Here is a 23,077-nt window from a genome sequence, read left to right as displayed (position 1 = left end):
CTGAGGAATGATTTCCGGCAGTTGCCCGAATTGCAGAAACGGATCCGGAAGACCGCTTGATCTCCGTCAAGGAAATCCGGATCCATATCTGGCACAGGCGTGATCACGCGGATCAAGAGCCCTCGAGGCAGCAAGGCCACCCTTATGGGAATTACACTACAGCGGCGTTCCTGAATTCGCTTCCTTCATTTCTTCTCGAATACCCCCAGAGAAGGCAAGCGATTTCCGGAAGATGCCACGAACCGACCGGAGGTCGGCGGGGGAGTCAGCGAGCGCCCGCCTCCGCATCGGCCGACGCGTCCGGATCAGCCTCGGCCTCCTCCTGCTCCTCGAGCTCGCGCTCGCGCTGGCGCGCCGAGGGGTTCGACGCCACGGCGACGACGGCCGTGATCAGCAGGACCAGGAAGATCCCGTAGAACATCCACACCGACGGGTAGAACCAGAACAGCGCCATCCCCCAGCCCACGAGCGTGAGCACCAGCGCGAGCACCGACAGGACCAGAAGCCCCAGCCGGACGGTCGAGAACCGCTCGGCGCGCCCGCGCAGCCCGTAGAAGACGGCCAGGCCCATCAGGAAGAGGGTGAAGAACAGCTGCCCGGTGACCGTGATCGCGTCCTGGTGGTACTGATGCATCCCCAGCGCCTGGATCACTGCGGCGATCGCGAGCAGGGCGGGGGCGATGACGGCGGACTTCATGCTGGGAGATCTCCTGGGGGCCGGTGGCGGACCCGGCCAGTCTAGGGGCGAGACCTCCGGGGCGCCCGGACTCGCTCCGCCTCGTCGGAGTAGATAGACAGGCCAACTAGTCTGTGTGGCTATCTAGCCATGAGCTCGACACCAGACACCTCAGCGGCACGGCGCAGCGAATGGCTGCGCGGCGTGCTGCAGCCGTGCGTCCTCCAGTGCCTGGTCGACGGCCCCGCCTACGGATACGCGATCATCGCCCGATTGGCCGAGGCCGGGCTCGGCGAGATCAAGGGCGGAACCCTCTATCCCCTGCTCGCCCGCCTGGAGGCCCGCGAGCTCGTCACGATCGAATGGCGCACCGGCGAGGGCGGCCCGGGCCGCAAGTACTTCCGACTCACCGAGACCGGCCGGGCCGAGCTGGCCGACGCCCGCAGCGCCTGGAGCGCCTTCACCGCAGCCGTCGACGCCCACCTGGAGCTCGACCGAGCTCCCTCGCACCCCTGAGCCCCGCACCTCTTCAGGAGATCACCATGAGCACAGCACCCGATTCCCTGGCCGATGACCACGACGTCTGGCAGCGCCCGTTCGTGCGGATGCACCGCCGCTGGTGCGATGACTTCGTCCTCGAGCTGCGCCTGCGCGATGTCCCCGGCGCGCGGATCGGCGACCACCTGGCCGAGGTCGAGTCGCACTGCATCGAGACGGGCGCCGAGCCGAAGGAGGCCTTCGGGGATGCGACCGAGTACGCCCGCGAGGTCGGCAGCGCGGACGATCCGGTACGAGGCGGCGGGACCGTGCGCGTCACCCTGATCTGCTTGGCTGCTCTCGTCGTCTTCCTGACGGGCAATGACGCGACGAACCGCTGGGCCCGGGGCGAGGCACTGTCCTTCAACCTCGTGGAGCTGATCTGCCTGGGCCTGCTCGCCGCCGGAGTGGCGGCACTGCCCGTCCTGCTCGGGCCGCTGCTGCGCAGGACGCGGCTCGGCCTCGCCTTCTTCGCCGGACTCTTCCTGCTGGGCGCGCTGCGCGCCCTGGCCGGACTCCTGCCGCTGGAGCCCGTGGTCGACGGCATCCCGGCAGCACCTGTCTGCGTGGGCGCCCTCCTCGTCCTGTGCGGGCTCTCGGCCCTGGAGATGCGCGAGCTCTCCGGCGACGACGACCGTGTCACCTCTCCCCTGCGCGCTCCGGACGGCGCGCAACCGCCGGCTCGTCGAGGCGTGGTGCTGATCGCCTGGATCTTCCCGATCGCCTTCGTCGCGCTGGGGGCGCTGGCCTGGATCGTCGCCTGAGCGGACGCGGGCCGGGCTCAGCCGCGGCCGCAGGTCGAGACCGGGGTCCGGCCATCGAAGCGCGCCTTGAGGAAGCTGAGGATGTGCGGCGGGTCCGTGACGTCGTCGGAGACGCTGTGGACGATCAGCACGGGCGCGCTCGGCGCCGCGGCGGCTCCGAGGCGCTGCCGCTCGAGGATCGACAGGGACGGCTCGGTGCGGCTCAGCTCGGTCACGGAGCGCCCGCTGGCCGTCAGCGTGGCAGTGGGGATCAGGGCGGTCGGGGCGATCGCCGAGGTGGTGCACTCGCCGATCGTCTCGGTGTAGAGCTGCACTCCGCGGGGGTTCAGGAACGACGCTGGCGAGACGCCCTCGGACTCGACCAGCCCGCTGAGCGTGTACATGAGGAAGCCGTTGTACAGCCCGTTGTCGATCTTCGCCGCGACCTGACTCAGATCCGTGGGAGGGGCACCGACCGCGACGGCCTGCACCCGGAGATCGGGCGCGCAGGAGGCAGCCAGCTCGCCGGCTGAGGCTGCGGCCCCGCCGCCCTGGGAGCAGCCCACGATCCCGACCGGAGTCTGCGCGCTGGCCCCGCCCAGTCCGGCGTCGCGCACGGCGCGCGCCACGGCGAGCCCCACTCCAGGAAGGAGCCGGTCACCGGGGTGATCGCACCGTCCGAGTCGGCCGTGGTGTACATGATCCGGGACTGCGCCTCACCCAGCCGCACCACCCGGGCCGAGGCAGAAGGGCGAGGACTCGTGCTTGAGCCGGCTCGCCGGCGCCTGGGGCAGCTGCGAGGGTGCGGCATAGAACGCGCCCAGCGGCTGATCGGCCGCACTGTCGGCGGCCGAGACCGCCCGGGCTGCAGCCGGGGCCGGGGGCGCGGTCTCCGGGACGGCCTCAGCAGCGGGATCGGAGGCGCTCGACGACGACCCGGGCGCCGCCGCCGCGGGGGCCAGGCCGCCGAGGCCCAGGGAGAGGGCGACCAGGGCCGCGGTGACGCTGAGCAGGGACGCGCGGAGCTTCATGGGGACCTCGATGCTGGTGCGGATGCAGCTGGTGGCCGGAGCGCATCCTGCACCCATGCCGCCCGCGACGTGCGACGATGATCAGCCCGTCACGTTCGAGACAGAAGTGCATCCATGGTGCCGCCACCTCGGCGCGGCGCGTCGGATGTGATATGTACCATAGGCTCTGCGCTGCCACAGCGCGCCCCCAGACCCCGTTCCAGGAGGACCCATGACCATCGTGATCGCCCGCGCCGGCACCGCCGAGGGCCAGGCCGCCCTGGACGCCGGACTGGCCGAGGCCGCCCGTCGCTCGGAGGACGCCGTGATCTTCCACCTCGGCGGGGACGATTCGGATACCGAGGCCCAGGAGCTGCAGGGCGTCAAGGTCGCTCACCAGTTCCCGGACGCCCGCGGCCGCGACGCCGTCGGCGATCTGCTGGATGCCGCCGAGGCCGCGGACGCCTCCCTGATCGTCGTGGGCATCCGCCACCGCAGTCCCATGGGCAAGCTGCTGCTGGGCAGCGCCGCGCAGCAGATCCTGCTCGAGTCCGCCTGCCCGGTGCTGGCCGTCAAGCCCGAGCGCCGCTGAGGTCTCCGCTCCAGAGCCCGGCACCTCGCCCTCCGCGAGGTGCCGGGCTCTGATCGTTCCCTGGACCGCCCGCCCGGTGAGGGGTCGCCTCTGCCGCCCTTCACCGGCGGAAAGGCCCGCACGACAGACCCCTCACGGCCGCGGGCATCCGCGTCCGAGCGCCTCAGAGCAGACGGACCTCCACGGGCTCGCCGGCGGGCACCGATCCCTCGCCGGGGCCCAGGACGATCAGGGCATCGGCCTGCGCGGCCGTGGCCAGCAGGTGCGAGCTGTACCCGCCGAGTCGGTGCGCTCGCCGTCCGTCCCAGCGGGCCCGCACGATCCGAGACCGACCGGGCAGCCGCTCGAGATCCTCGGCGCACGCGGCGCTGATCGTGCGCGGCGCCTCGGCTCCGGCACCCGCCGCCGCGAGCGCCGGGCGCAGCAGGGTCTCCGCCGAGACCCAGGTGGACACCGGATTTCCGGGCAGGCAGACGACCGCCGTGCCGTCGATCATGGCCAGGCCCTGCGGACCGCCGGGCTGCATGGCCAGGTGCAGGAACTCGCTGTTCTGCTCGGCGCCCAGCACGCGGCGCACGACCTCGAAGGCCCCCTCGGAGATGCCGCCGGAGCTCACCCAGAGATCGGGCGCCTCGAAGTCGGAGGAGGCCAGCAGACGGCGCAGCTCATCGTCGTCGTCGATCACGTGACGCACCGCCGTGACACGGCACCCCATCCGCTCCAGCTGCGCCCGCAGCAGCGGCGCGTTTGCATTGTGGATCTGGGCGGCGGCCGGCTCCTGCCCGGGCGCGACCACCTCGTCCCCCGTGGTCAGGACGCCGACCCGCAGCGCAGCGCGCACCCGCGCCCGCTGCAGGCCCAGAGCCGCGATCGTCCCGATCGCCACGGGGCTCAGGACCATCCCGGCACCCAGCACGGACTCGCCGCGGGCGACATCCGAACCTGCCGGGCGCACGAAGCGCCCCCTGGGCTGCTCCGCCGGCACCTGCACCACGGCACCGTCGGGGAGGAACTGCGCCGGTGCGACCTCCTCGACCGGCACGACGGCGTCCGCACCGACCGGGATCGGCGCCCCGGTCATCACGGGCGCGGCCGTCCCGGGCGCCAACGGGGCGGGCTCGTGCCCGGCGGCACCGGTCGCGGCCACCGTCAGCTCAATGAGGCCCGGTTCAGCACCGCCTGTCTGCGCATCGGCCTGCGAGCCGCCGTCGTGCAGAGGACCGCCCTGCGTGTCGGCAGCGCGCACGGCGTAGCCGTCCATCTGGGAGTCGTCGAAGCGCGGCAGCGGCATGGGTGCTGCCAGCCCCTCAGCCAGCACGCGGCCGTCGGCGTCCTCGAGCGCGACCTCCTCCGGGGCCCGGTCCGCCCAGCGGCTGCGCTCGATCAGTGCCTGGATCGCGGCGATGTGCTCGGTCATCCCGCGTGATCGGTGCCCGTGCCCATGCCTGCCGCCGTGCCCTGCCATCTCGACCACCCCTGCCATGTCCGCCCCGCTGCTCCGGCTTGAGCCGCGTCAAGGCTCCCGGAGACTGTGCTGTCTATGGTCTCTGATCTGGCACCGTCAGCAGGAACGCGCCGGTCGGCGTGATGCAAGTCCGGGCCTCCGCAGCAGGATCCGCAGTCCGCGCCGATAGCCTGAGACGACGACCAGCACCGACTGGAGCCCAGCCGGGAAGGGAACGAGGTGACCCCCATGACCACCGCTCTCGGGATGCCGGGTCTGCGCACGCGGCTGGCGCCGTCGCCTGCGGATCCCGCGCAGGGGCTCGTGGACTCCTTCGGGCGCCGGGCCGCCGATCTGCGCATCTCTCTGACCGACAAGTGCAATCTGCGCTGCACCTACTGCATGCCCGCCGAGGGGATGGACTGGCGTCCGTCGTCCGAGCTGCTCACCGCCGCCGAGATCCAGCGCCTGGTGCGCATCGGCGTGCAGCGCCTGGGGATCGTGGAGCTGCGGCTGACCGGCGGCGAGCCCCTGATCCGCCCGGATCTCGAGGAGATCATCGCAGGAGTGCGCCGCGAGCACCCCGAGCTGCCGATCTCCCTGACCACGAACGCGATCGGGCTGGACCGCCGCGCCGCCGGGCTCCGGGCAGCCGGGCTCACGCGGCTGAACGTCTCGCTGGACACCCTGGACCGGGCGACCTTCGCCCGTCTGGCCCGCCGCGACCGGCTCCCGCAGGTGCTGGCCGGCATCCGGGCCGCTCAGGAGGCCGGGCTGGAGCCCGTGAAGATCAACTCCGTGCTGCTGCGCGAGATCAACGACGACGGCGCCGCCGACCTGCTGGCCTGGACCCTCGAGCAGGGGCTGCAGCTGCGCTTCATCGAGCAGATGCCCCTGGACGAGGACCGCACCTGGACGCGCCGCGGCATGGTGACGGCCGCGGAGATCCGGCAGCTGCTGAGCCGGCGCTTCCGCTTGGATCCGCGCCCCGTCCCTCGCGCCGGCGCCCCGGCAGAGCTGTGGGACGTCCGCGCGCTGGATGCCGAGCTGGCGGACGAGCCGCTGGGCACCGTGGGGATCATCGCCTCCGTGACCGAGCCCTTCTGCGGCGACTGCCGGCGCACCCGCCTGACGGCCGAGGGCGAGATCCGCTCGTGCCTGTTCTCCCACGAGGAGTTCAGCCTGCGCGACCTGCTGCGCGGTCGGACCGGCCAGGGCGCGCTGCCGCAGGAGAGGGCGGACGAGCTGATCGCCGAGCGCTGGCGCGCGGCCATGTGGATCAAGCCCGCAGCCCACGGCATGGATCGCACCGGACTGGGTGACGACGGCTTCGTGCAGCCCGTCCGCTCCATGTCCGCGATCGGCGGATGAGATCCTGGCCGTGACGCCCGCGTGCGCGCGGGCCGCGTACCGTGATGCCGGAGATCGCGAGGAAGGTGCGACATGTCGCTGACGATCAACTACTACGCCGCGGCCAAGGCCTCGGTGGGCCGGGACACCCAGGAGCTGGACTTCGACGCCCTGCCTCGCGACGGCGACGGTCGCGTCACCCGGGGTGCGGTGGAGAACGCGCTGATCGCGGCCCACCCCACGGCTCCTGCGGGCGAGCAGCCGCTGGCCGAGGTGCTCGAGCGCTGCTCGTTCCTGCTCGACGGCCAGGCCTGCCCCGAGCCCGAGACCGAGATCCCCGACGGATCCGCCCTGGACGTCCTGCCGCCCTTCGCCGGGGGCTGAGGTGGCCCCGCTGCCGAAGCTGCCGGTCCCGGTGCCTGCTCCGGCATCCGCGCCGACGCCCACCCGCAGCTCCCGCGCGGCGCTGAGCGCGATCGTGGTGGCCGGGGGCCGATCCTCTCGCCTGGGCGGATCGCCCAAGGCGCTGATGCGCCCGGATCGCGACGGCGCTCCCGTTCTCGTGCGCGGCGCCGTCGAGGCCCTGATCGGACTCGGCCTTCCGGCGCATCGGATCGCCGTCGTGGGCCCGGAGGACCTTCCCCTGCCGGACGGCGTGCTGCGCACCCGAGAGGACCCGCCGTTCTCCGGTCCGGCGGCCGCCCTGGCCGCTGGCGCACTCGCCCTGGGGCTGGCCGAGCCCTCCGGGGCCTGCGCCTCCGCCGAGCCCTGCGAACCTGAAGGGGGCGACGATCCCGCCGCGTCCGGCGCTGCGGACCGCGCCGTCGACCCCGACGAGCAGTGGACCCTCACCCTGGCCTGCGACATGCCCCGGGTCGCCGACGCCGCTCGGGCCCTGATCGCCGAGATCGAGGCACGGGGCACGAGCCGAGCGCACTCCCCCGCCTCGGATGCCACCGACTCGGGCCGCACCGGCACAGCGCCCCTCGAGGCCCCGCGCGGGATCGTGCTGACGGACCGCGGCATCCTCCAGCCGCTGGCCGCCGTCTACCGCAGCGCGGCGCTGGGTCGGCAGCTGGTCGACCAGCCCGTCGTCGATCGCTCGGTGCGTCGAGTCCTCGGGCCGCTGTGGGACCGGCAAACGGCCGTCAGGGGACTGACCGATGACGTCGACACATGGGACGATGTGAAGAGATTCGGGCTCGTGCCCGTTCAGGACTGAGGAGACCATGAGCGATCAGCCGCAGACCCCCCGCACCCTTCGCAGCCCCGACTGGGCGCAGGCCCGCCAGGCGGCCTTCGACGCCGCTGCGGCGCTGCCGCCGCACTGGCTCCCGCTCGGGGAGACGGTGGGCGAGACCCTGGCCGAGGACCTGCGCGCCGAGCGTCCGGTGCCCCACTACACCTCCTCGGCCATGGACGGCTGGGCAGTGAACGGACCGGGCCCCTGGCGGATCAACCGCGGCGAGTACGAGCAGATCGACCAGCGCGTGGCCTGGGCCCGCACCGAGGAGCCGCAGCTCAAGCCCCCGCGATCGCTGGCCGTCGGCGAGGCCGCACCGATCGTCACGGGCGGACTGGTCCCGTTCAGCACGAGCGCGGTGCTGCGCTCGGAATGGGGCCTCGAGGACGGCGACTCGCTGCGCCTGAGCCCCGAGGCACCGGAGGGCGCCCCCGAGGAGGGACAGAACCTGCGCCGGGCAGGCCGCGAAGCCGAGACCGGAGAGCTGCTGATCCGCGCCGGGACGCGGCTGACCCCGGGGCACGTGGCCTTCGCGGCCACCACGGGCCTGGACATGCTCCCGCTGCTGCGGCGCCCGCGAGTGACCCTGCTGCTGACCGGCGACGAAGTCGACGAGGACGGCGTCCCGGAGCCGGGACGGGTCCGGGACGCCTTCGGCCCGCAGCTGCCGCAGTTCGTGCACCTCCTGGGCGGTCAGGTGGATGCCGTGCACCGCGTGGGCGATGACCGCGAGCAGATGCTCGAGCGGCTCACCGGCTCCGCGGTGGGAGCGGAGTCCGTGCTGGACTCCCGCGCGCAGCTGATCATCACCACGGGCGGCACGGGCCGCTCGACCGCGGATCATCTGCGCCCGTCGCTGGAGGACAGCGGCGCGCATCTGCTCATCGACGAGCTGGGCCTGCGCCCGGGCCACCCCGCGCTGCTTGCCCGCATGCCGGAGGACGGCCCGTTCGTCCTGGGCCTTCCCGGCAACCCGCTGGCGGCCATGACCACCCTGATGCTGCTGGGCGCGCCGCTGCTGGCCGGGCTCGGCGGCAACGTCATCCCGCCGCTGACCACGGTGCGCCTGACCCGCGAGCTGCCGGCCTCCAGAACGGATCGACTGGCACCGGGACTGGCCTTCGTGGCCGGCGCCGCCGTCTCCGGGACCACGATCACCGACCTGAGCGAAGGCGCTGACGCCCAGGGCACCGAGCTGCCCAGCGCGGTGGCGCTGTCACGCGCGGGCTCCGACCAGCTGCGCGGCTTCTCGCAGGCCAACGTGCTGCTGCTGATCCCCGCCGACGGCGTGCGGCCGGACGAGCCCGTCCAGGCGCTGCCGCTTCCCTGGCTCTGAGGCGGCGGAAGCACCGGTCGGCCGGCCGGACCGTGAGGGTCCCGTCGGCCAACCGAGCAGGCTGGTCCGTCAGGCCGTGACGAAGTACGTGATCGCGCAGATCACGAAGACCGCAGAGGCCGCCAGCGCGCACCCCAGCTCGATCACGATGCCGAGGCCCATGGCCTTGAGCGCGACCCAGCTGGACTCCAGCGCGGCGTTCAGGTCCCGCTGCCGGTAGGTCTCCGAGAGCAGCAGGCCCACCGCGAAGCCGATGAACAGTCCCACCACGGGGATCACGAACAGGCCGATGACCGCACCGATCACCCCGTAGAGCACCGAGCTGTTGGGGATCTGCCGCTTCTTGAGCCGAGCGCCGGTCAGCGCCAGGGAGGCCGACATCCCCGCGATCGCCAGCGGGACGCCCAGGGCCAGGGCCACCCATCCCTCCGGCGAGCGCACGACGGCAGCCCAGATCACCAGGCCGATCACGACCGTGATCGATCCGGGCAGGACCGGCACCACGATGCCGATGCAGCCGATGGCCAGCAGGAGGACGGCGACGACGGTCGCGATGATCTCGGGGAGCATGAGGCCCATTGTGCCTGCCCGAATGCCCGTCGGCCTCCGCTCCACAAGCCTGAAGATGCACCCTTGCTAGCATGCAAGAGCCCTGACGGATTCCCGTCAGGGCCTCCCTTATGCGCGGAAAGGCTCATCATGAGCAGCACAACCCCCGGCTCGACGCCGCCCGGAGAGCCCTCGAGCGCCTCCGGACAGGACGTGGATCACCAGCCGTCCGAGCTGATCCCCCCGTCGCCGGCAACGGAGACCGACACCTCGTTCGATCGCCAGCATCACCTGCTCGACTCGCTGCGCGACTCCCTGACCCGCGCTCAGCCCGAGACCCGCAGGGGCCTCGACAAGGTCGTCTTCGGCTGCGCAGCCGTTCTTGCCGTGGTCTTCGTGGCGTGGGGCCTCATCAATCCCTCGGGCCTGGGGGCGGTGGCCGATCACCTCCTGGCCGGGACCATCACGGACTTCGGCTGGCTCTACGTCATCGCCGCCACCGTCTTCGTCGTCTTCGTGATCTTCCTGGCGTTCTCCAAGTTCGGGAAGATCCCCCTGGGACGCGACGGCGAGAAGCCGCAGTTCTCCACGTGGTCGTGGATCTCCATGATGTTCGCCACCGGCATGGGCATCGGCCTGGTCTTCTACGGCGTGGGCGAGCCGCTGTGGTTCTACATGGCGCCGCCGCCCGAGACGGCTGATCCCTCGACCACCGAGGCCATGCGCACCGCCATGGGCACGACCCTGTTCCACTGGACCCTCTACCCCTGGGCCATGTACGCGGTCGTCGGCCTGGGCATGGCCTACGGGACGTTCCGCCTGGGCCGCTCGCAGCTGTTCTCGGCCATGTTCACCTCAGTCTTCGGCCGTCGCTTCGTCAACGGCGTGGGCGGGCGGATCATCAACATCCTCGCGATCCTGGCCACGCTCTTCGGCTCGGCCTGCTCCCTCGGCCTGGGGGCCCTGCAGATCGGCGGCGGCATCAGCTCCGCCGGGATGATGGAGACCGTCACCACCCCGATCCTGGTCGGCATCATCACCGTCCTGACCATCTGCTTCGTGGCCTCGGCCGTGTCCGGCATCGAGCGCGGCATCCAGTTCCTGTCGAACTCCAACATGGTCCTGGCCGTGATCATCGCGCTGATCGTGTTCGTGGCCGGGCCGACCCTGTTCATCCTGGACATCATCCCCAACGCCATCGGCGCCTTCGTGCAGGAGCTGCCGGAGATGGCCTCGCGCACGAACTCCGTCGGCGGCGAGGACATGGCCTCCTGGCTGTCCTCGTGGACGATCTTCTACTGGGCCTGGTGGGTCTCATGGGCCCCCTTCGTGGGCCTGTTCATCGCCCGCATCTCGCGCGGTCGCTCCGTGCGCCAGTTCATCGCCGGCGTGCTCGTCGTCCCCTCGGGCGTCTCGACCATCTGGTTCGCGATCTTCGGCGGCGCGGGCATCGGACTGCAGCAGCGCGCCGAGTCCGCCGGCGACACCGGCTCCATGCTGGCCCAGCAGACCACGGAGGGCCCGGACATCAACTTCGACGCCATCCTGTTCGACCTGCTCAACGCCCTCCCGCTGAACCCGATCATGACCGGCGTGCTGATCGTGCTGACCGTCATCCTGATCGGCATCTTCTTCGTGACCGGCGCGGACTCCGCCTCGATCGTCATGGGCGGGCTGTCCGAGAACGGCGCGGAGGAGCCCTCCAAGGGCGGCATCATCTTCTGGGGCGTGGCCACCGGCGCCGTCGCCGCGGTCATGCTGCTGGCAGGCGGCTCGGATCCCTCCGAGGCGCTCAACGGCCTGAAGAACATCACGATCGTCTCGTCGCTGCCCTTCATGATCGTCATGCTGATCCTGTGCCTGGCTCTGTACCGGGACCTCGCCAGCGATCCTCTGGTCCTGCGCACCGAATACGCCCGACAGGTGCTCGTCGACACGGTCGCCCAGGTCCCGCTGGACTCCGACGAGCCGGTGGCCCTGGCCACGACCACGCCCGACACCGGCGAGATCCCGGCCGTGAACGCCGACGGCACGCCGCGCAGCGCGAGCTCCACGGACCCTGAGGACGGCATCGTGATCCGCTCGCAGTCCCTCGGCGTCCCGGGCTCGCGTCCGGGCGGGCCGTGGGACAACGCCTGGGACGACCCCGACGGCACCCGCTCCGCGGGATCCGAGGGCAGGGACAGCCCGCCGCGGGCCTGATCATCCGCACCACCGGCGGAGGCCGTCGACATGGACCATGTCGACGGCCTCCGCTCGTGCCCTAGGCTCGAGGCGATGCCGTCTTCCGACAAGCGCACCCCCGCCAAGAGCTCGCGCCGCTCCGCCTCCGCCGCCCGGCGCAAAGCGCCCCCGCGCCCCAAGCCGCGCGAAGGCAGCCGGGCTGCGGGCGGATCGGCCCCCGGCCGTCCGAGCGCGAGCCGTTCGGGTGCGGTGCTGCGCGCCTGGCCCGTCTGGGGCGCCCTCGGCCTGCTGATCATCGGCACCGTCGGCACGATCTCGCACAACAGCGACCCCAGCTGCTCGGATCACGGCGGAGCCATCCCCCGCGAGTGGGCCGACGACGTCGCCCATGCCGCCGAGGTCTCGGCCCTGCCGCCCGAGCTCGTGGCCGCGCAGCTGGACGTGGAGAGCCGCTGGGACCCGGAGGCCGAGAGCCCCGTGGGCGCCCAGGGCCTGGCGCAGTTCATGCCCGAGACCTGGGAGCTCTACGGCGAGGGCGAGGCCACGGATCCGGAGGCCTCGATCCGCGCGCAGGGCTACTACCTGCGCGATCTGCGCGAGATGGTCGCCGAGCTCGATCCCGCCGACGAGCAGGAGGAGACCGATCTCGTCCTGGCCGCCTACAACGCCGGGCCCACGGTGGTCCTCGAGGAGGGCGGCATCCCGGAGTACCAGGAGACGCAGAACTACATCGATCAGATCACCGAGCTCTCCGAGACCCGCTACGCCGGGGTCTGCTCCGAGGAGTCCTGAACCACGCCTCCCCAACAGGAACCCCGCGCACGACGACGGCGCCCGCTCCCTCGAGGGGAGCGGGCGCCGTCGCGAGCAGGGGGCGATCCCGGTGATCAGGCGCTGATCAGCGAGCGCATGAAGCGCAGGGCCACCGACAGGGCCGCCATGTCCGTGGCGGCATCGCCTCCGGAGCTCGACTCGATCTCCTGGAGGGTGCGTCCCACGCGCTCCAGGGACTGCCGGTTCTCCTCGATCCAGGCCTCGACCTTCTGCTCGGCCGTCTCGCCGTCGGCGCGCAGCGCCATGGCGGTCATGGACGTCAGCGTCGAGTACACGTCCTCGCGCATGGACATGCGCGCCAGGACCTCCCAGCGGGTGGTCTGCGGCAGGCCCGAGATCCGGGTCAGCATCGTCTGGATGCCGAAGCGCTCGTGCAGGGCGAAGTACAGCTGCCCCACGAGCTCGAGGTCCTGATCCTCGCCCTCGGACTCCACGAGACGCACGATGTCCAGCAGTGAGTAGGAGTCCAGCAGGCGCGACCAGGTCTGCGCGAGCTCCTCCGCGATGCCCTGCTCGAGCGCCAGCTGTTCGCGGCGCTGCGCGGCCTCGGCGTCCTCGGCTCCCAGGAAGGTGAGCCCCTCCCGACGGACCTCGGGGATCTGGGCGAAGGCCTCGACCACCTGCTCGACCGGCTGCTGGGACAGGCCGCGGCTGATGAGCCAGCGCACGGCGCGGTCCAGCAGGCGTCGGACGTCCTGGATCATCTGGATCCACTGCTCGGTCGAGACATCGGCCGGCAGCTCCGCCAGCTGCTGCAGCAGGGGGTCGAGCTCGAAGATCTCGACCGCCGCCAGGAAGGCCGCGGCCAGCTCGCCGGGCTCGCACGAGGTCTGCTCGAGCGCACGGTAGGCGAAGGTGGCCCCGCCCATGTTGATCATCTGGTTGGCCACCAGGGTGCCCACGATCTCGCGGCGCAGCGGGTGCGTCTGCAGATCCTCGCCGAAGCGCTCGCCCATAGCCTCCGGGAAGTAGCGCTGCACGATCCGCGCCGTCCAGGGGTCCTCGGCCAGGTCCGAGCGGATCAGCTCGCCGGAGAGCTGGATCTTGGCGTAGGCCGTGAGCACCGACAGCTCCGGGGCGGTCAGCGGCTCGTCGATCTCGGGGTCCTCGGCACGGGCCTCGAGCTGCTCGTCCGTGGGCAGGTACTCGATCTCGCGGTCCAGGTCCGCGTTCTCCTCGAGCCAGTCCATGAACCGCGCATAGGTCAGCGCATAGTCATCGGCCTTCCAGCGGTCGACGCTCAGCGTGATGTTCTGCGCCACGTTGGTGCGCAGCACGAGCGAGGCCAGCTCCTCAGTCATGGACTCGATGAACCCGGCGCGCTCGTCCTGGGAGAGCTCCTCCGCCGCGACCATGCGGTCCACGAGGATCTTGATGTTGACCTCGCGGTCGGAGGACTCCACACCGCCGGAGTTGTCGATCGCGTCCGTGTTGATCAGCACGCCGTTCTGAGCGGCCTCGATGCGGCCCAGCTGGGTCGCGCCCAGGTTGCCGCCCTCGCCGATGACCCGCACGCGGACGTCGGCGCCGTTGACTCGGATCGCGTCGTTGGCCTTGTCGCCCACATCGGCATTGGTCTCGGTCGAGGCCTTGAAGTACGTGCCGATGCCGCCGTTGTAGAACAGGTCCACGGGCGCCTTGAGGATCGCGCGCATCAGCTCCGGCGGGGCCATCTCCGTGGTGCCCTCCGGCAGGCCCAGGACCTCGCGGACCCGCTCGGAGACCGGGATCGACTTGGACGACCGCGAGTGGACGCCGCCGCCGTCGGAGATCAGGGAGGCGTCGTAGTCCTTCCACGACGACGGCCCCATCTCGAAGACCCGCTTGCGCTCGGCGAAGGAGGCCGCAGGATCCGGATCCGGGTCCAGGAAGATGTCGCGGTGGTCGAACGCGGCCACGAGCTTGATGTGCTCGGAGAGCAGCATGCCGTTGCCGAAGACGTCGCCGGACATGTCGCCCACGCCCACGACCGTGAAGTCCTGGGTCTGGGTGTCGTGGCCGAGCTCGAAGAAGTGGCGCTTGACCGACTCCCACGCACCGCGGGCGGTGATGCCCATGGCCTTGTGGTCGTAGCCCACCGAGCCGCCGGAGGCGAAGGCGTCGCCGAGCCAGAAGCCGCGCTCCAGGCTGATGGCGTTGGCGGTGTCTGAGAACTTTGCAGTGCCCTTGTCCGCGGCGACCACCAGGTACGAGTCGTCTCCGTCGCGGCGCACCACGGCCTCCGGGACGACCACACGGTCCTCGCCGTCCTCCTGCGGGACCAGGTTGTCGGTCACGTCCAGCAGCGAGCCGATGAACTCCTTGTAGGCGTCCTTGCCGGCCTCGCCCCAGGCCCCGCGATCCTGCGCCGGATCCGGCAGCTGCTTGGGGAAGAAACCGCCCTTGGCGCCGTCGGGGATGATCACGGAGTTCTTGACCATCTGCGCCTTGACCAGGCCCAGGACCTCGGTGCGGAAGTCCTCGCGGCGATCGGACCAGCGCAGCCCGCCGCGCGAGACCGGGCCGAAGCGCAGGTGCGTGCCCTCCACGCGCGGCGACCACACCCAGATCTCGTGGCGCGGACGCGGCAGCGGTGCCGCGGAGATGCGCCGCGGCTCGAGCTTCAGCGCGATCGCGGGCCGGTCCTGCTGGTAGGCGTTCGTGCGCGCGGTGGCGCAGACGACCTCCACGAGGGTGCGCAGGAAGCGGTCGGCATCCAGAGAGGGGACCTCGTCCAGGGCGGCCTCGAGCTTCTCGAGCACCTCGGCGCGGGCGGCTTCGCGGGCTTCGTCGTCCGGCTGCCCGTCCTCCCCGGCGAAGCGCTGCGGGTCGAACGAGGTCTCGAACAGCTCGACGATCCCCCGGGTGACCTGCGGCTGGGCCAGCAGCGTGTCCGACATGAACTCGAAGGAGTGCGGGACGCGCAGCTGCAGCAGGTACTTCACGTAGGCGCGCAGCACGGCGATCGAGCGCCAGTGCATGCGCTCGGCGAGCACGAGCCGGTCCAGGGAGTCCGACTCCGAGCGACCGGAGATCACGGCGCAGAGGATCTCCTCGATGAGGTCCTCGGTGCGAGCGTCGTCGGGGCCCACGGCATCCACGCCGTCAGGCAGCTCGACGCCGAAGTCGTAGAGCTGGAACTCGCGGCCGTCGCCGGTGCGGACCTGGTACGGCTTCTGGTCCAGCACCGTGAGCCCGAGGTTCTGCTCCATGGGCAGCATCTCGGTCAGCGTGAGGCTGCGGGTCAGGTAGACGTTGACGCGCACGGGCTCGCCCTCGGCCGTGGACGGCGCCACGCGCACCTCGGCGGGCAGGGCCTCGTCACGGCCCCACAGCATCTCGCAGCGGCGCAGGTCCTCGATGGCCTCGTCGATCTCGTAGTGGGCGCGGTAGTCCGCGGGGAACGCCTCCGCCCAGCGCTGCACGTATTCCCGGGCGCGCTCGGAGTCGAAGAGCTCCTCGATCTCCATGGACAGCGCCTCGGGCCACGAGCGGGCGGCCTTGCGCACCCGCAGCTGCAGCTCCTCGTGATCGACCGGCGGCGGGACGTCCTGCGGCAGGCGCAGGCGGAAGAAGAGCCGGGCCAGCGAGGAGGTCGACAGCGAGACGTCGAAGTCGACGTCCACCGCGCCGTAGGCCTCGGTGAGGATCTCCGAGATCCGCTCGCGGACCTCGGTGTTGTAGCGATCGCGCGGCAGGTAGACGACGGCCGAGACGAAGCGCCCGAAGAGGTCCGTGCGGCAGAACAGGCGGGTCACGCGTCGCTCGTCGAGCTCGACGACCCCGCGGGCGGCCCGCACGGCCTCCTCCACGGACATGTGCAGCAGCTCGTCGCGCGGGTACTCCTCGAGCACGGACTGCAGGTCGCGCTCCGAGTGGGAGTCGGGGCGGAAGCCGAAGGTCTCGGAGACGGCCCGGACCTTGTCCCGCACCCACGGGGTGTTGCGGGCCGAGGTCGAGTACGCCTTGCGGGCGAACAGGCCCAGGATCAGGTACTCGCCGTCGACCTGGCCGTCCGCGTCGAAGCGGCGGACTCCGATGTAGTCGAGGTAGTCGTTGCGGTGCAGTCCCGAACGGGTGTTCGCCTTGGTCACGAACATCGCCTGGCGATCGCGCGCGTGCTCGGCGGCCTGGACCGTCAGGCGCCGCGGGCGTCCGGACTTCTCCTCCGTCTCGGCGAGGATGCCCAGGCCGCTGCCCTCCACGGAGGACAGGTACAGGCCCTCGTCGTCCTCGCGGAGGTCGTACTCCTTGACGCCCATGAGCACGAAGCGCCCGTCGAGCAGCCAGGTCAGGAACTCCTGGGCCGGCTCGACGTCGTCGAGCTGCGAGCGCATGGGGCTCAGGGAGTCGTTGACGCTGCCGACCCTGCGGACCATGTCGTCGTGATCCGCATCGATCTGCGCGACCGTGCGCAGTGCGGGGCGCAGGCCCTCGATGAGCTCCTGCGCCTGGGACTCGTCCAGGTGCTCGGACAGCTCGACCTGTATCCAGGACTCCGCCGCGGACGTCTCGCCGAGGGCCCCCACGATCGGGATGGTCTGCGTGTCGCCGCTGGAGATGGCACGGACGTCCTCGAGCTCGTCGACGGAGCGCAGCTCGCCGTCGTCGTCGCGGGTGGCCCGCAGGATGGGGTGCACCACCAGGCGCGCGCCGCCCCAGTCGCCGGCGATCCGGGCGTTGAGCGTGGAGACCAGGTAGGGGACGTCGTCGGCGACGATCAGCACGACCGTGCGCGAGCCCTCGTCCAGGGTGGTGATCAGGACCTCGCCGCGCTCGCGGTGCTGGGCGAGCTCGCGGTGGCGCTGGGCACGAGCCGCGAGCACGTCCTCGCCGCGCCTGTCGAGATCCTGTGCCGGAGCGCCGGCGTAGTAGGTCCGCATCCAGGGCTCGGAGCCCGGCCGCGGATGCCGCCGCCCTCCGGAGTCCTGCGCGTCTGCGGTCGAGGGGTCGGGACGGTCCTGGGACTCTGCCACTGGGGGATCACACCTTTGTGAAGTCGTGAGCTGGTCATCCGCTTCTGGCGGCCGATTCGGCCACTGTAGCCGGGGGACAGCGGCCGTGACAGGGACACGACGGCGCTCGAGTCCGCGCGCCCAGACGGCCGCGGCCACCGCGCGCCGCCGACGCCCGCAGCGCGGCCTGCGGCCCACCCCGATGACGGCCCGCCGAGCCCGATCGACGGAGCATCGCCGCTGGTCACGACCCACTTCATGCATCTGAGGCAGTTCACGCGCAGGTCATCCGACGGACCCCAGCGCCTCGCCCGGGGGCCACCTCAAGCTCAGGGGCGATTCCTAGTCTCGGCAGGGCCTGCCCAGGCGGCATCCAGCCTCTGCTCCTTCGGACCGCCCGCAGGCCCGCACTGCCCCGCATGCATCTCCCACCCTCCGCTGGAAAGGCTGCTCCCATGCCCACGAACCTCACGCTGCGCACCGCCGCGCTCGGCGCCGTCCTGGCCCTGGCCGCTTCATCCGTCCCGGCCGCCGTCGCGGCTCCCGCCACCGCTGCCCCGTCGGACGAGCGGGCCTCGCAGGCGGAGGACTTCGACCTGCAGTCCCACCGCGGCGGGCGCGCCGAGTGGACCGAGTCCTCGCTGACGGCCTTCTCCCGCTCGCTCGAGCTCGGCGTCACCACCCTGGAGCTGGACGCCCACCTCACCGAGGACGACGTCGTCATGGTGTGGCACGACGACACCATCCAGCCGGAGAAGTGCCAGGACACCGGCCCGGTCACCCCCGGCGATCCGGACTACCCCTACGTGGGCGATCGCTTCCGCGAGCTGACCTACGCGCAGATCCAGACCCTGGACTGCGGCTACCAGCAGCTGCCCGGCTACCCGGTGCAGGACAACATCGAGGGCAACCGCATCGCGACCCTCGAGGAGGTCTTCGCCGTGGCCGTCCAGCACGGGGCTCAGGACGAGATCCGCTGGAACATCGAGACCAAGGTCGAGGACCCCGCGAACGCCCCCGAGCGCGAGGCGCTGGTCGACGGCGTCATGGCCACGATCCAGGAGCACGGCTGGCCCGAGCGCACCACGCTGCAGTCCTTCGACTGGGCGGCCCTGGACCAGGTCCGCGAGATCGATCCGGACATGACCCTGGTGGCCCTGGCGGAGTCGGAGAACCCGGTCGGCGCCGGCATCGACCCGCAGGATGCCGCTGATCGCGGCTACGACGTCTGGTCGCCGGCCCACGCGCTGCTCACGGAGGAGAACATCGCCGAGGCCCACGAGCTCGGCCTCGTCGTGACCCCGTGGACGGTGAACAACCGGGCCGACATGGAGCGGCTGATCGACTGGGGTGTGGACGGCATCATCACGGACTACCCCTCCACGCTGCGCGACGTCATGGCCGATAGCGGCTGGGCCCTGCCGAAGGCCTACCCGCTGGTCGAGCAGCCGCAGTTCGGCCGCGGCGCTGAGACCCGCGCCGAGCGCGAGCACACCGGCGCGGCGCGCTCGGTCAAGGATGTGCGCGAGCGCTCCGAGACCGCCCGCGAGCGCTACACCCGCTGAGCGGATCGGCTGCGGCGACGCCCGCGGCCCGGCGACGACGACGGCCGGCTCCCCGCGCGGGGAGCCGGCCGTCGTCGTCGCGCGCGAGGACCGGTCGGATCAGCCGATCCACTCCTCCTGCAGCTGCAGGACCTGCGTGTTGATGATCCGGGGGTGGGTGTCGCCGCTCCAGTGGTTCAGGGCGATGCGGATCAGGGACCCGTGGGTGACCATGAGGACGTCGCGCCCGGGATGATCGGCGGCGACCTGCTGCACGGCCTGCAGGGCCCGGGCCACGAGCTCGTCCTCCGGCTCGGCCGGGACCATGAGCTCGGCGTACTCCTCCGGGGTGAGGTTCTCGTTGTGCTTGCCCTCGGTGGAGCCGAACGACCGTTCGATGAGGCCGTCGTAGGTCCCGCCGAACTCCGCGCCCAGCGTCTCGGCCACGATCTGCCCCGTCTCGCGCGCACGGGACAGGGGCGAGGTGACCACCGCATCCCAGCTCTCGCCCTCATCGAGCATGCGCTGAGCGGCGTCGCGGGCCTGCTGGCGGCCCGTCTCGTTGAGCGGGACGTCCGTGCGGCCCTGGAAGCGCATGGCGCGGTTCCAGTCGGTCTCGCCGTGGCGCATGAACGCGAGCATCTGCTCTCCTGACCGGCCCCGCGCGGGGCCACGATGTCTGCTGGGGCGAGCCGGGCTCGCCTGCTCGGGCCGGTCCGGACAGACTGGGGCCATGAGCGATTCCAGCACCAGTGTCCCCCAGCCCTCGGCCTCCCGCGATGACCCGGGCCTCACCCGGCTGATCTACGGCGCCATGCCCCTGGGCGGCTCGTGGAGCGCCGATGATCCGCTGACGGAGGAGCAGGAGGAGGTCGGCTTCGCGGCCCTCGATGCCGCCGAGGAGGCGGGGTACCGCGACCTGGATCTGGCCGACATCTACGCGGCGGGCAAGTCGGAGACCGTCGTCGGCCGCTGGCTGGCCCAGGACCCGCAGCGACGGCAGCGGATGCAGGTGCAGACCAAGGCGGGGATCCGGATCCCGGGCGGCACAGCCGCCGGCGATGCGCCCATGCACTACCGGCTCGACGCCGCCACGGTGCGCGGGTCGCTCGAGAAGTCGCTGACCCGCCTGGGGGTGGAGTCCGTGGAGCGGTTCTTCATCCACCGCTGGGACCCCTTGGCGGATCTCGACGAGCTCGGGGCCGCACTGGATGCGATCGTCGACGAGGGGCTGGCCCGCCGCGTGGCGGTGTCGAACATGCCGTGGGATCACCTGCAGCTGCTCCAGCAGGCGATGACCAGCCCGCTGTCGGCCGCCCAGGTCCAGCTGAGCCTGGATCACCGCGACCTGATCGAGGCTCAGATCCTGTGGAACCACCCCGAGGGCCGCACCACAATCCAGGACGGGACGTTCCTGGAGCGCTGCGCCCGCGCCGGCATCGAGGTCCAGGCCTGGGGATCGATGGCACAGGGGATCTTCACCGGAGCACCCGCCCCTTCTTCGACCGACGAGGTCCGCAATCTGCAGCCCACGATCGAGCTCGTGCGACAGCTGGCCCAGGAGCTGGACTGCTCGCGCGAGGCGGTGGTGCTGGCCTGGCTGATGCGCCTGCCCCAGCGGATCCGCCCGGTGATCGGCACCACCAGCTCCGATCGCATCCGCGCCTGCGTCCAGGCGGATGCTGCCGCCTCGAATATGACGCACGAGCAGTGGTACCGCCTCTGGAACGTCGCACGCGGCCACGACGTGCCATAGCCGCAGGTCACGGGCAGCTCGGCAACTCGCTGTGGACCGGCCGGGGGACAGCCACCCCCCGAGCTGAGGTTGAATCTGCATACTGGCTTGCCAGAGCATCCGTGGTGCCGGTAATTTGCGATCGAAATACCGACGGACGACGTCGCCAGGCCCCCACCTGGGCATCGTCCGGCGCGGGGAGGAGCACCACCATGAGCACCACTTCCGACGAGTCCGCCCATCGGACCGCCATGCCCTTCCTCGGGGTCGACCCCGAGTCGCTGAGCCTGAGGCACCGCATCCCCCGGCTCCCGGCGCTGGCCGTGCGCACGCAGGAGCTGCCGCAGCTGGACGATGCCTCCGTCGAGCTGCGACTGCTCGGCACCGGACACCAGCTCGTGCTGCGCCTGGGCGATTCGGAGTGGATCGAGACCCTGGCGCAGATGCCCGGGCTCATCCCCCACCTGCCCACCGAGGCACACCTGGACGCACCCCTGCCCGGCCTCGGCGCGTACGAGATCCGCTGCACGCTCACGGAGCACTCCGAGCGCGGCCTGGCCAAGCAGCGCGAGCGCTTCCATCTCCAGAGCGAGACCGCCCAGGCCTCGCTGCTGCTGCGCGGGGCCGACGGCGCCGCCGCTGCGGCGTGCCTCTACCTGCCCGAGGGCCACGACGAGCTGCGGTGGCGCACCTGGCGCACCCAGCCCGAGACCGGACGTCTGGTGCAGACGGTCAGCACCCTGCAGCTTCCGGCTGTGGTCGGGCATCAGCTGCGCGCCAGCTGAGACGGCGTCCCGCCGCCTGGGACTGCCGCGCCGCCGTCGGACCCGTACCGGTTCTCAGCTGAACAGCGGGTCGCCCGTATACGGAGCCAGCAGCTCGCGCCGCTGCGGCTGCAGGCGCAGCACCGTCTGGGACTGCGGGTCGAAGAACGCGAGCTGCGTGTGCGCGCGGATGCACCATTCGCCCGTGCGCGGGTCGGCGATCTCGATGCCGAGGATCAGCGCTGCGCCGGCCGCCTTCACGATGCGCACGCGCGTGGGGGCGGGGATGTTGCTGTACTCGAGCGGACGCACGTAGCGCACGCGGTGCTCCACCACGAGGGCCTGCGTGCCCTCCGGGAGGGCGTCGAAGAGCTGGACCCGCGCCGGCCGCGCCTGGTTCCCGGTGCCCACGGGCACGCCGAAGGCCTCGATGCGCGCCTCTTCGAGCATGCGCACGACCTCCACGTTGTTGATGTGGCCGTAGGCATCCATGTCGCCCCAGCGCATGGGGATCTGAACGACGACGCCCGGGCCGTCCTGGGCGATCTCGGGCGCAGCAGATGTGTGTTCGGACATGTTGCGGGATCCTTCCGGGTGGGGGCCCCAGAATAGAGGCTGCGGAACGACGACCCGCATCGGACCAGAGAAGATGAGCATCACCATGAGCACGACCACTCGCACCGGCACGCGGATCCCGCGCCGCCGTCGGCGCCTGAGAGCCCTGGGGCTCGGCGCCGGCGCCCTGGTGCTCGTCTGGCTGGTGGTGTGCACCGTCGTGGTGCTGCACCCGGACGTCACCGAGGACCCCCAGCCCGCGGATGCGGTCTTCGTGCTCGGGCCCGCCGACGAGGCCCGCGTGGCCCACGCCCGCGACCTGATGGACCAGGGGCTCGCCCCCACCGTCGTGTACGCGACCCCGCAGGGCGACTTCGGCGGCGGCGGGGAAGTCGCGACCGACGAGATCGGCAAGCCGCACTGCGATCAGGGCAAGGACTACGAGGTCATCTGCTTCGAGCCCGACCCCTCCACCACGCAGGGCGAGGCCATGAAGATGCGCGAGCTGGTGGCCGAGCGGGGCTGGGACAACATCATCGTGATCACCATGCGCCCGCATGTCTCCCGCGCCCAGCTGATCGTGGACCGGTGCTACAGCGGTCAGACCCAGTGGTCCCCGATCGACTACGTCAACGACTACTGGCGCTACCCCTGGATGACGTTCAAGGCCTACCTCTACCAGTCGGGTGGCTTCCTCAAGGCCTGGGCGACCCCGGGCTGCGACAACCAGCTGCCCGGCAAACCCAAGTCCATCTGAGGCCCCGTCCGCCCGGATTGGCGCGCGAGCACGGACTCGGGTACGCTATCCGTCGTTGCCCGCAGGGATGAGAGTCGCTGCGAACCACGAGCGCGAGTGGCGGAATTGGCAGACGCGCACGGTTCAGGTCCGTGTGCCCGAGAGGGCGTGGGGGTTCAAGTCCCCCCTCGCGCACGATGTGATGTCTCAGTACATCGGAAACACCCCGAACCCTCAGGTTCGGGGTGTTTTTCGTTGTGGCTGGTACTTCCGCGTGGGGTCCAGGGTGAGCTCGCGGAGGATCTCTCCGG

General features: G+C 71.4%; 21 protein-coding genes and 1 tRNA gene. 14 read left to right on the top strand and 8 right to left on the bottom strand.

Annotated elements, in window-relative coordinates; all coding sequences use genetic code 11:
* Window positions 1-265: 265 nt before the first annotated feature.
* Window positions 266-697, bottom strand: coding sequence for a hypothetical protein (locus FFS25_RS09755; RefSeq protein ID WP_137802768.1), 432 nt, complete (start codon window positions 695-697; stop codon window positions 266-268).
* A 129-nt stretch (window positions 698-826) separates the two neighbouring features.
* Between FFS25_RS09755 and FFS25_RS09750 the strand changes: the two genes are divergently transcribed.
* Together FFS25_RS09750 and FFS25_RS09745 are read left to right on the top strand one after the other, a co-directional pair.
* Entirely contained in the window at window positions 827-1,192 is a 366-nt protein-coding gene (locus tag FFS25_RS09750) for a PadR family transcriptional regulator (protein ID WP_137802767.1), read from the top strand.
* Window positions 1,193-1,218: 26 nt separating this feature from the next.
* Entirely contained in the window at window positions 1,219-1,977 is a 759-nt protein-coding gene (locus tag FFS25_RS09745) for an HAAS signaling domain-containing protein (protein ID WP_137802766.1), read from the top strand.
* A 17-nt stretch (window positions 1,978-1,994) separates the two neighbouring features.
* Here FFS25_RS09745 and FFS25_RS09740 read toward each other — a convergent pair whose 3' ends face one another.
* A complete protein-coding gene (locus FFS25_RS09740) occupies window positions 1,995-2,585 on the bottom strand; it encodes a lipase family protein (RefSeq protein ID WP_171004162.1) in 591 nt (196 codons plus the stop codon).
* 87 nt (window positions 2,586-2,672) lie between these two features.
* A complete protein-coding gene (locus FFS25_RS09735; RefSeq protein ID WP_137802764.1) occupies window positions 2,673-2,987 on the bottom strand; it encodes a hypothetical protein in 315 nt (104 codons plus the stop codon).
* 211 nt (window positions 2,988-3,198) lie between these two features.
* On the opposite strand from FFS25_RS09735, the gene FFS25_RS09730 reads away from it, so the two are divergent.
* A complete protein-coding gene (locus tag FFS25_RS09730; RefSeq protein ID WP_061712893.1) occupies window positions 3,199-3,558 on the top strand; it encodes a universal stress protein in 360 nt (119 codons plus the stop codon).
* Window positions 3,559-3,721: 163 nt separating this feature from the next.
* On the opposite strand, the gene FFS25_RS09725 is transcribed toward FFS25_RS09730, so the two are convergent.
* A complete protein-coding gene (locus tag FFS25_RS09725) occupies window positions 3,722-4,975 on the bottom strand; it encodes a molybdopterin molybdotransferase MoeA (RefSeq protein ID WP_171004161.1) in 1,254 nt (417 codons plus the stop codon).
* A gap of 276 nt (window positions 4,976-5,251) precedes the next feature.
* Between FFS25_RS09725 and moaA the strand changes: the two genes are divergently transcribed.
* The 4 genes from moaA (at window position 5,252) to FFS25_RS09705 (ending at window position 8,931) form a co-directional block, all read left to right on the top strand.
* Window positions 5,252-6,373 (top strand): GTP 3',8-cyclase MoaA, encoded by a 1,122-nt coding sequence (gene moaA, locus FFS25_RS09720; protein WP_058872093.1) that lies wholly within the window; start codon window positions 5,252-5,254, stop codon window positions 6,371-6,373.
* Between the two features lie 72 nt (window positions 6,374-6,445).
* Entirely contained in the window at window positions 6,446-6,736 is a 291-nt protein-coding gene (locus tag FFS25_RS09715) for a MoaD/ThiS family protein (RefSeq protein WP_058872092.1), read from the top strand.
* Window position 6,737: 1 nt separating this feature from the next.
* Window positions 6,738-7,574, top strand: a complete 837-nt coding sequence (mobA, locus tag FFS25_RS09710) for a molybdenum cofactor guanylyltransferase (RefSeq protein ID WP_249933854.1) — start codon at window positions 6,738-6,740, stop codon at window positions 7,572-7,574.
* A 7-nt stretch (window positions 7,575-7,581) separates the two neighbouring features.
* Window positions 7,582-8,931 (top strand): molybdopterin molybdotransferase MoeA, encoded by a 1,350-nt coding sequence (locus FFS25_RS09705; protein ID WP_058872090.1) that lies wholly within the window; start codon window positions 7,582-7,584, stop codon window positions 8,929-8,931.
* 69 nt (window positions 8,932-9,000) lie between these two features.
* Here the strand turns inward: FFS25_RS09705 and FFS25_RS09700 are convergent, their stop codons facing one another.
* On the bottom strand, window positions 9,001-9,501 hold the full coding sequence (locus tag FFS25_RS09700) for a DUF456 domain-containing protein (RefSeq protein WP_058872143.1): 501 nt from the start codon (window positions 9,499-9,501) through the stop codon (window positions 9,001-9,003).
* Between the two features lie 129 nt (window positions 9,502-9,630).
* On the opposite strand from FFS25_RS09700, the gene FFS25_RS09695 reads away from it, so the two are divergent.
* Together FFS25_RS09695 and FFS25_RS09690 are read left to right on the top strand one after the other, a co-directional pair.
* Window positions 9,631-11,682 (top strand): BCCT family transporter, encoded by a 2,052-nt coding sequence (locus FFS25_RS09695; protein WP_058872089.1) that lies wholly within the window; start codon window positions 9,631-9,633, stop codon window positions 11,680-11,682.
* 75 nt (window positions 11,683-11,757) lie between these two features.
* Window positions 11,758-12,456, top strand: a complete 699-nt coding sequence (locus FFS25_RS09690; RefSeq protein ID WP_249933853.1) for a lytic transglycosylase domain-containing protein — start codon at window positions 11,758-11,760, stop codon at window positions 12,454-12,456.
* Between the two features lie 95 nt (window positions 12,457-12,551).
* On the opposite strand, the gene FFS25_RS09685 is transcribed toward FFS25_RS09690, so the two are convergent.
* Entirely contained in the window at window positions 12,552-17,453 is a 4,902-nt protein-coding gene (locus tag FFS25_RS09685; RefSeq protein ID WP_137802762.1) for an NAD-glutamate dehydrogenase, read from the bottom strand.
* Window positions 17,454-17,887: 434 nt separating this feature from the next.
* Here FFS25_RS09685 and FFS25_RS09680 point away from each other — a divergent pair, with 434 nt between their 5' ends.
* Window positions 17,888-18,997 (top strand): glycerophosphodiester phosphodiesterase family protein, encoded by a 1,110-nt coding sequence (locus tag FFS25_RS09680; RefSeq protein ID WP_137802761.1) that lies wholly within the window; start codon window positions 17,888-17,890, stop codon window positions 18,995-18,997.
* Between the two features lie 99 nt (window positions 18,998-19,096).
* On the opposite strand, the gene FFS25_RS09675 is transcribed toward FFS25_RS09680, so the two are convergent.
* A complete protein-coding gene (locus FFS25_RS09675) occupies window positions 19,097-19,618 on the bottom strand; it encodes a histidine phosphatase family protein (RefSeq protein WP_058872085.1) in 522 nt (173 codons plus the stop codon).
* 91 nt (window positions 19,619-19,709) lie between these two features.
* Here FFS25_RS09675 and FFS25_RS09670 point away from each other — a divergent pair, with 91 nt between their 5' ends.
* Window positions 19,710-20,732, top strand: coding sequence for an aldo/keto reductase (locus FFS25_RS09670; protein WP_249933852.1), 1,023 nt, complete (start codon window positions 19,710-19,712; stop codon window positions 20,730-20,732).
* Between the two features lie 191 nt (window positions 20,733-20,923).
* The gene (locus FFS25_RS09665) at window positions 20,924-21,496 is read left to right on the top strand and encodes a DUF2617 family protein (protein WP_006213704.1); all 573 of its coding nucleotides are present in this window, start codon (window positions 20,924-20,926) and stop codon (window positions 21,494-21,496) included.
* Window positions 21,497-21,550: 54 nt separating this feature from the next.
* Here the strand turns inward: FFS25_RS09665 and FFS25_RS09660 are convergent, their stop codons facing one another.
* Window positions 21,551-22,051, bottom strand: coding sequence for an acyl-CoA thioesterase (locus FFS25_RS09660; protein ID WP_171004160.1), 501 nt, complete (start codon window positions 22,049-22,051; stop codon window positions 21,551-21,553).
* Window positions 22,052-22,136: 85 nt separating this feature from the next.
* Between FFS25_RS09660 and FFS25_RS09655 the strand changes: the two genes are divergently transcribed.
* Together FFS25_RS09655 and FFS25_RS09650 are read left to right on the top strand one after the other, a co-directional pair.
* A complete protein-coding gene (locus FFS25_RS09655) occupies window positions 22,137-22,787 on the top strand; it encodes a YdcF family protein (RefSeq protein ID WP_171004159.1) in 651 nt (216 codons plus the stop codon).
* Window positions 22,788-22,877: 90 nt separating this feature from the next.
* Window positions 22,878-22,961 (top strand) — tRNA-Leu (locus tag FFS25_RS09650).
* Window positions 22,962-23,077 lie beyond the last annotated feature (116 nt).

Source organism: Kocuria sp. 2SI, assembly GCF_005502825.1.
GTDB classification, from domain to species: Bacteria; Actinomycetota; Actinomycetes; order Actinomycetales; family Micrococcaceae; genus Kocuria; species Kocuria palustris.
Note: the sequence above shows the minus strand (reverse complement) of the source record. Positions and strands in the feature narration are given on the sequence as shown.

What these genes read in the sequence shown, in the direction of transcription:
- FFS25_RS09755 (WP_137802768.1), bottom strand. Translation starts at nt 697, where the DNA reads ATGAAGTCCGCCGTCATCGCCCCCGCCCTGCTCGCGATCGCCGCAGTG.
- FFS25_RS09750 (WP_137802767.1), top strand. Translation starts at nt 827, where the DNA reads ATGAGCTCGACACCAGACACCTCAGCGGCACGGCGCAGCGAATGGCTG.
- FFS25_RS09745 (WP_137802766.1), top strand. Translation starts at nt 1,219, where the DNA reads ATGAGCACAGCACCCGATTCCCTGGCCGATGACCACGACGTCTGGCAG.
- FFS25_RS09735 (WP_137802764.1), bottom strand. Translation starts at nt 2,987, where the DNA reads ATGAAGCTCCGCGCGTCCCTGCTCAGCGTCACCGCGGCCCTGGTCGCC.
- FFS25_RS09730 (WP_061712893.1), top strand. Translation starts at nt 3,199, where the DNA reads ATGACCATCGTGATCGCCCGCGCCGGCACCGCCGAGGGCCAGGCCGCC.
- FFS25_RS09725 (WP_171004161.1), bottom strand. Translation starts at nt 4,975, where the DNA reads ATGACCGAGCACATCGCCGCGATCCAGGCACTGATCGAGCGCAGCCGC.
- moaA (WP_058872093.1), top strand. Translation starts at nt 5,252, where the DNA reads ATGACCACCGCTCTCGGGATGCCGGGTCTGCGCACGCGGCTGGCGCCG.
- FFS25_RS09715 (WP_058872092.1), top strand. Translation starts at nt 6,446, where the DNA reads ATGTCGCTGACGATCAACTACTACGCCGCGGCCAAGGCCTCGGTGGGC.
- FFS25_RS09705 (WP_058872090.1), top strand. Translation starts at nt 7,582, where the DNA reads ATGAGCGATCAGCCGCAGACCCCCCGCACCCTTCGCAGCCCCGACTGG.
- FFS25_RS09700 (WP_058872143.1), bottom strand. Translation starts at nt 9,501, where the DNA reads ATGCTCCCCGAGATCATCGCGACCGTCGTCGCCGTCCTCCTGCTGGCC.
- FFS25_RS09695 (WP_058872089.1), top strand. Translation starts at nt 9,631, where the DNA reads ATGAGCAGCACAACCCCCGGCTCGACGCCGCCCGGAGAGCCCTCGAGC.
- FFS25_RS09690 (WP_249933853.1), top strand. Translation starts at nt 11,758, where the DNA reads ATGCCGTCTTCCGACAAGCGCACCCCCGCCAAGAGCTCGCGCCGCTCC.
- FFS25_RS09680 (WP_137802761.1), top strand. Translation starts at nt 17,888, where the DNA reads ATGCCCACGAACCTCACGCTGCGCACCGCCGCGCTCGGCGCCGTCCTG.
- FFS25_RS09675 (WP_058872085.1), bottom strand. Translation starts at nt 19,618, where the DNA reads ATGCTCGCGTTCATGCGCCACGGCGAGACCGACTGGAACCGCGCCATG.
- FFS25_RS09670 (WP_249933852.1), top strand. Translation starts at nt 19,710, where the DNA reads ATGAGCGATTCCAGCACCAGTGTCCCCCAGCCCTCGGCCTCCCGCGAT.
- FFS25_RS09665 (WP_006213704.1), top strand. Translation starts at nt 20,924, where the DNA reads ATGAGCACCACTTCCGACGAGTCCGCCCATCGGACCGCCATGCCCTTC.
- FFS25_RS09660 (WP_171004160.1), bottom strand. Translation starts at nt 22,051, where the DNA reads ATGTCCGAACACACATCTGCTGCGCCCGAGATCGCCCAGGACGGCCCG.
- FFS25_RS09655 (WP_171004159.1), top strand. Translation starts at nt 22,137, where the DNA reads ATGAGCACGACCACTCGCACCGGCACGCGGATCCCGCGCCGCCGTCGG.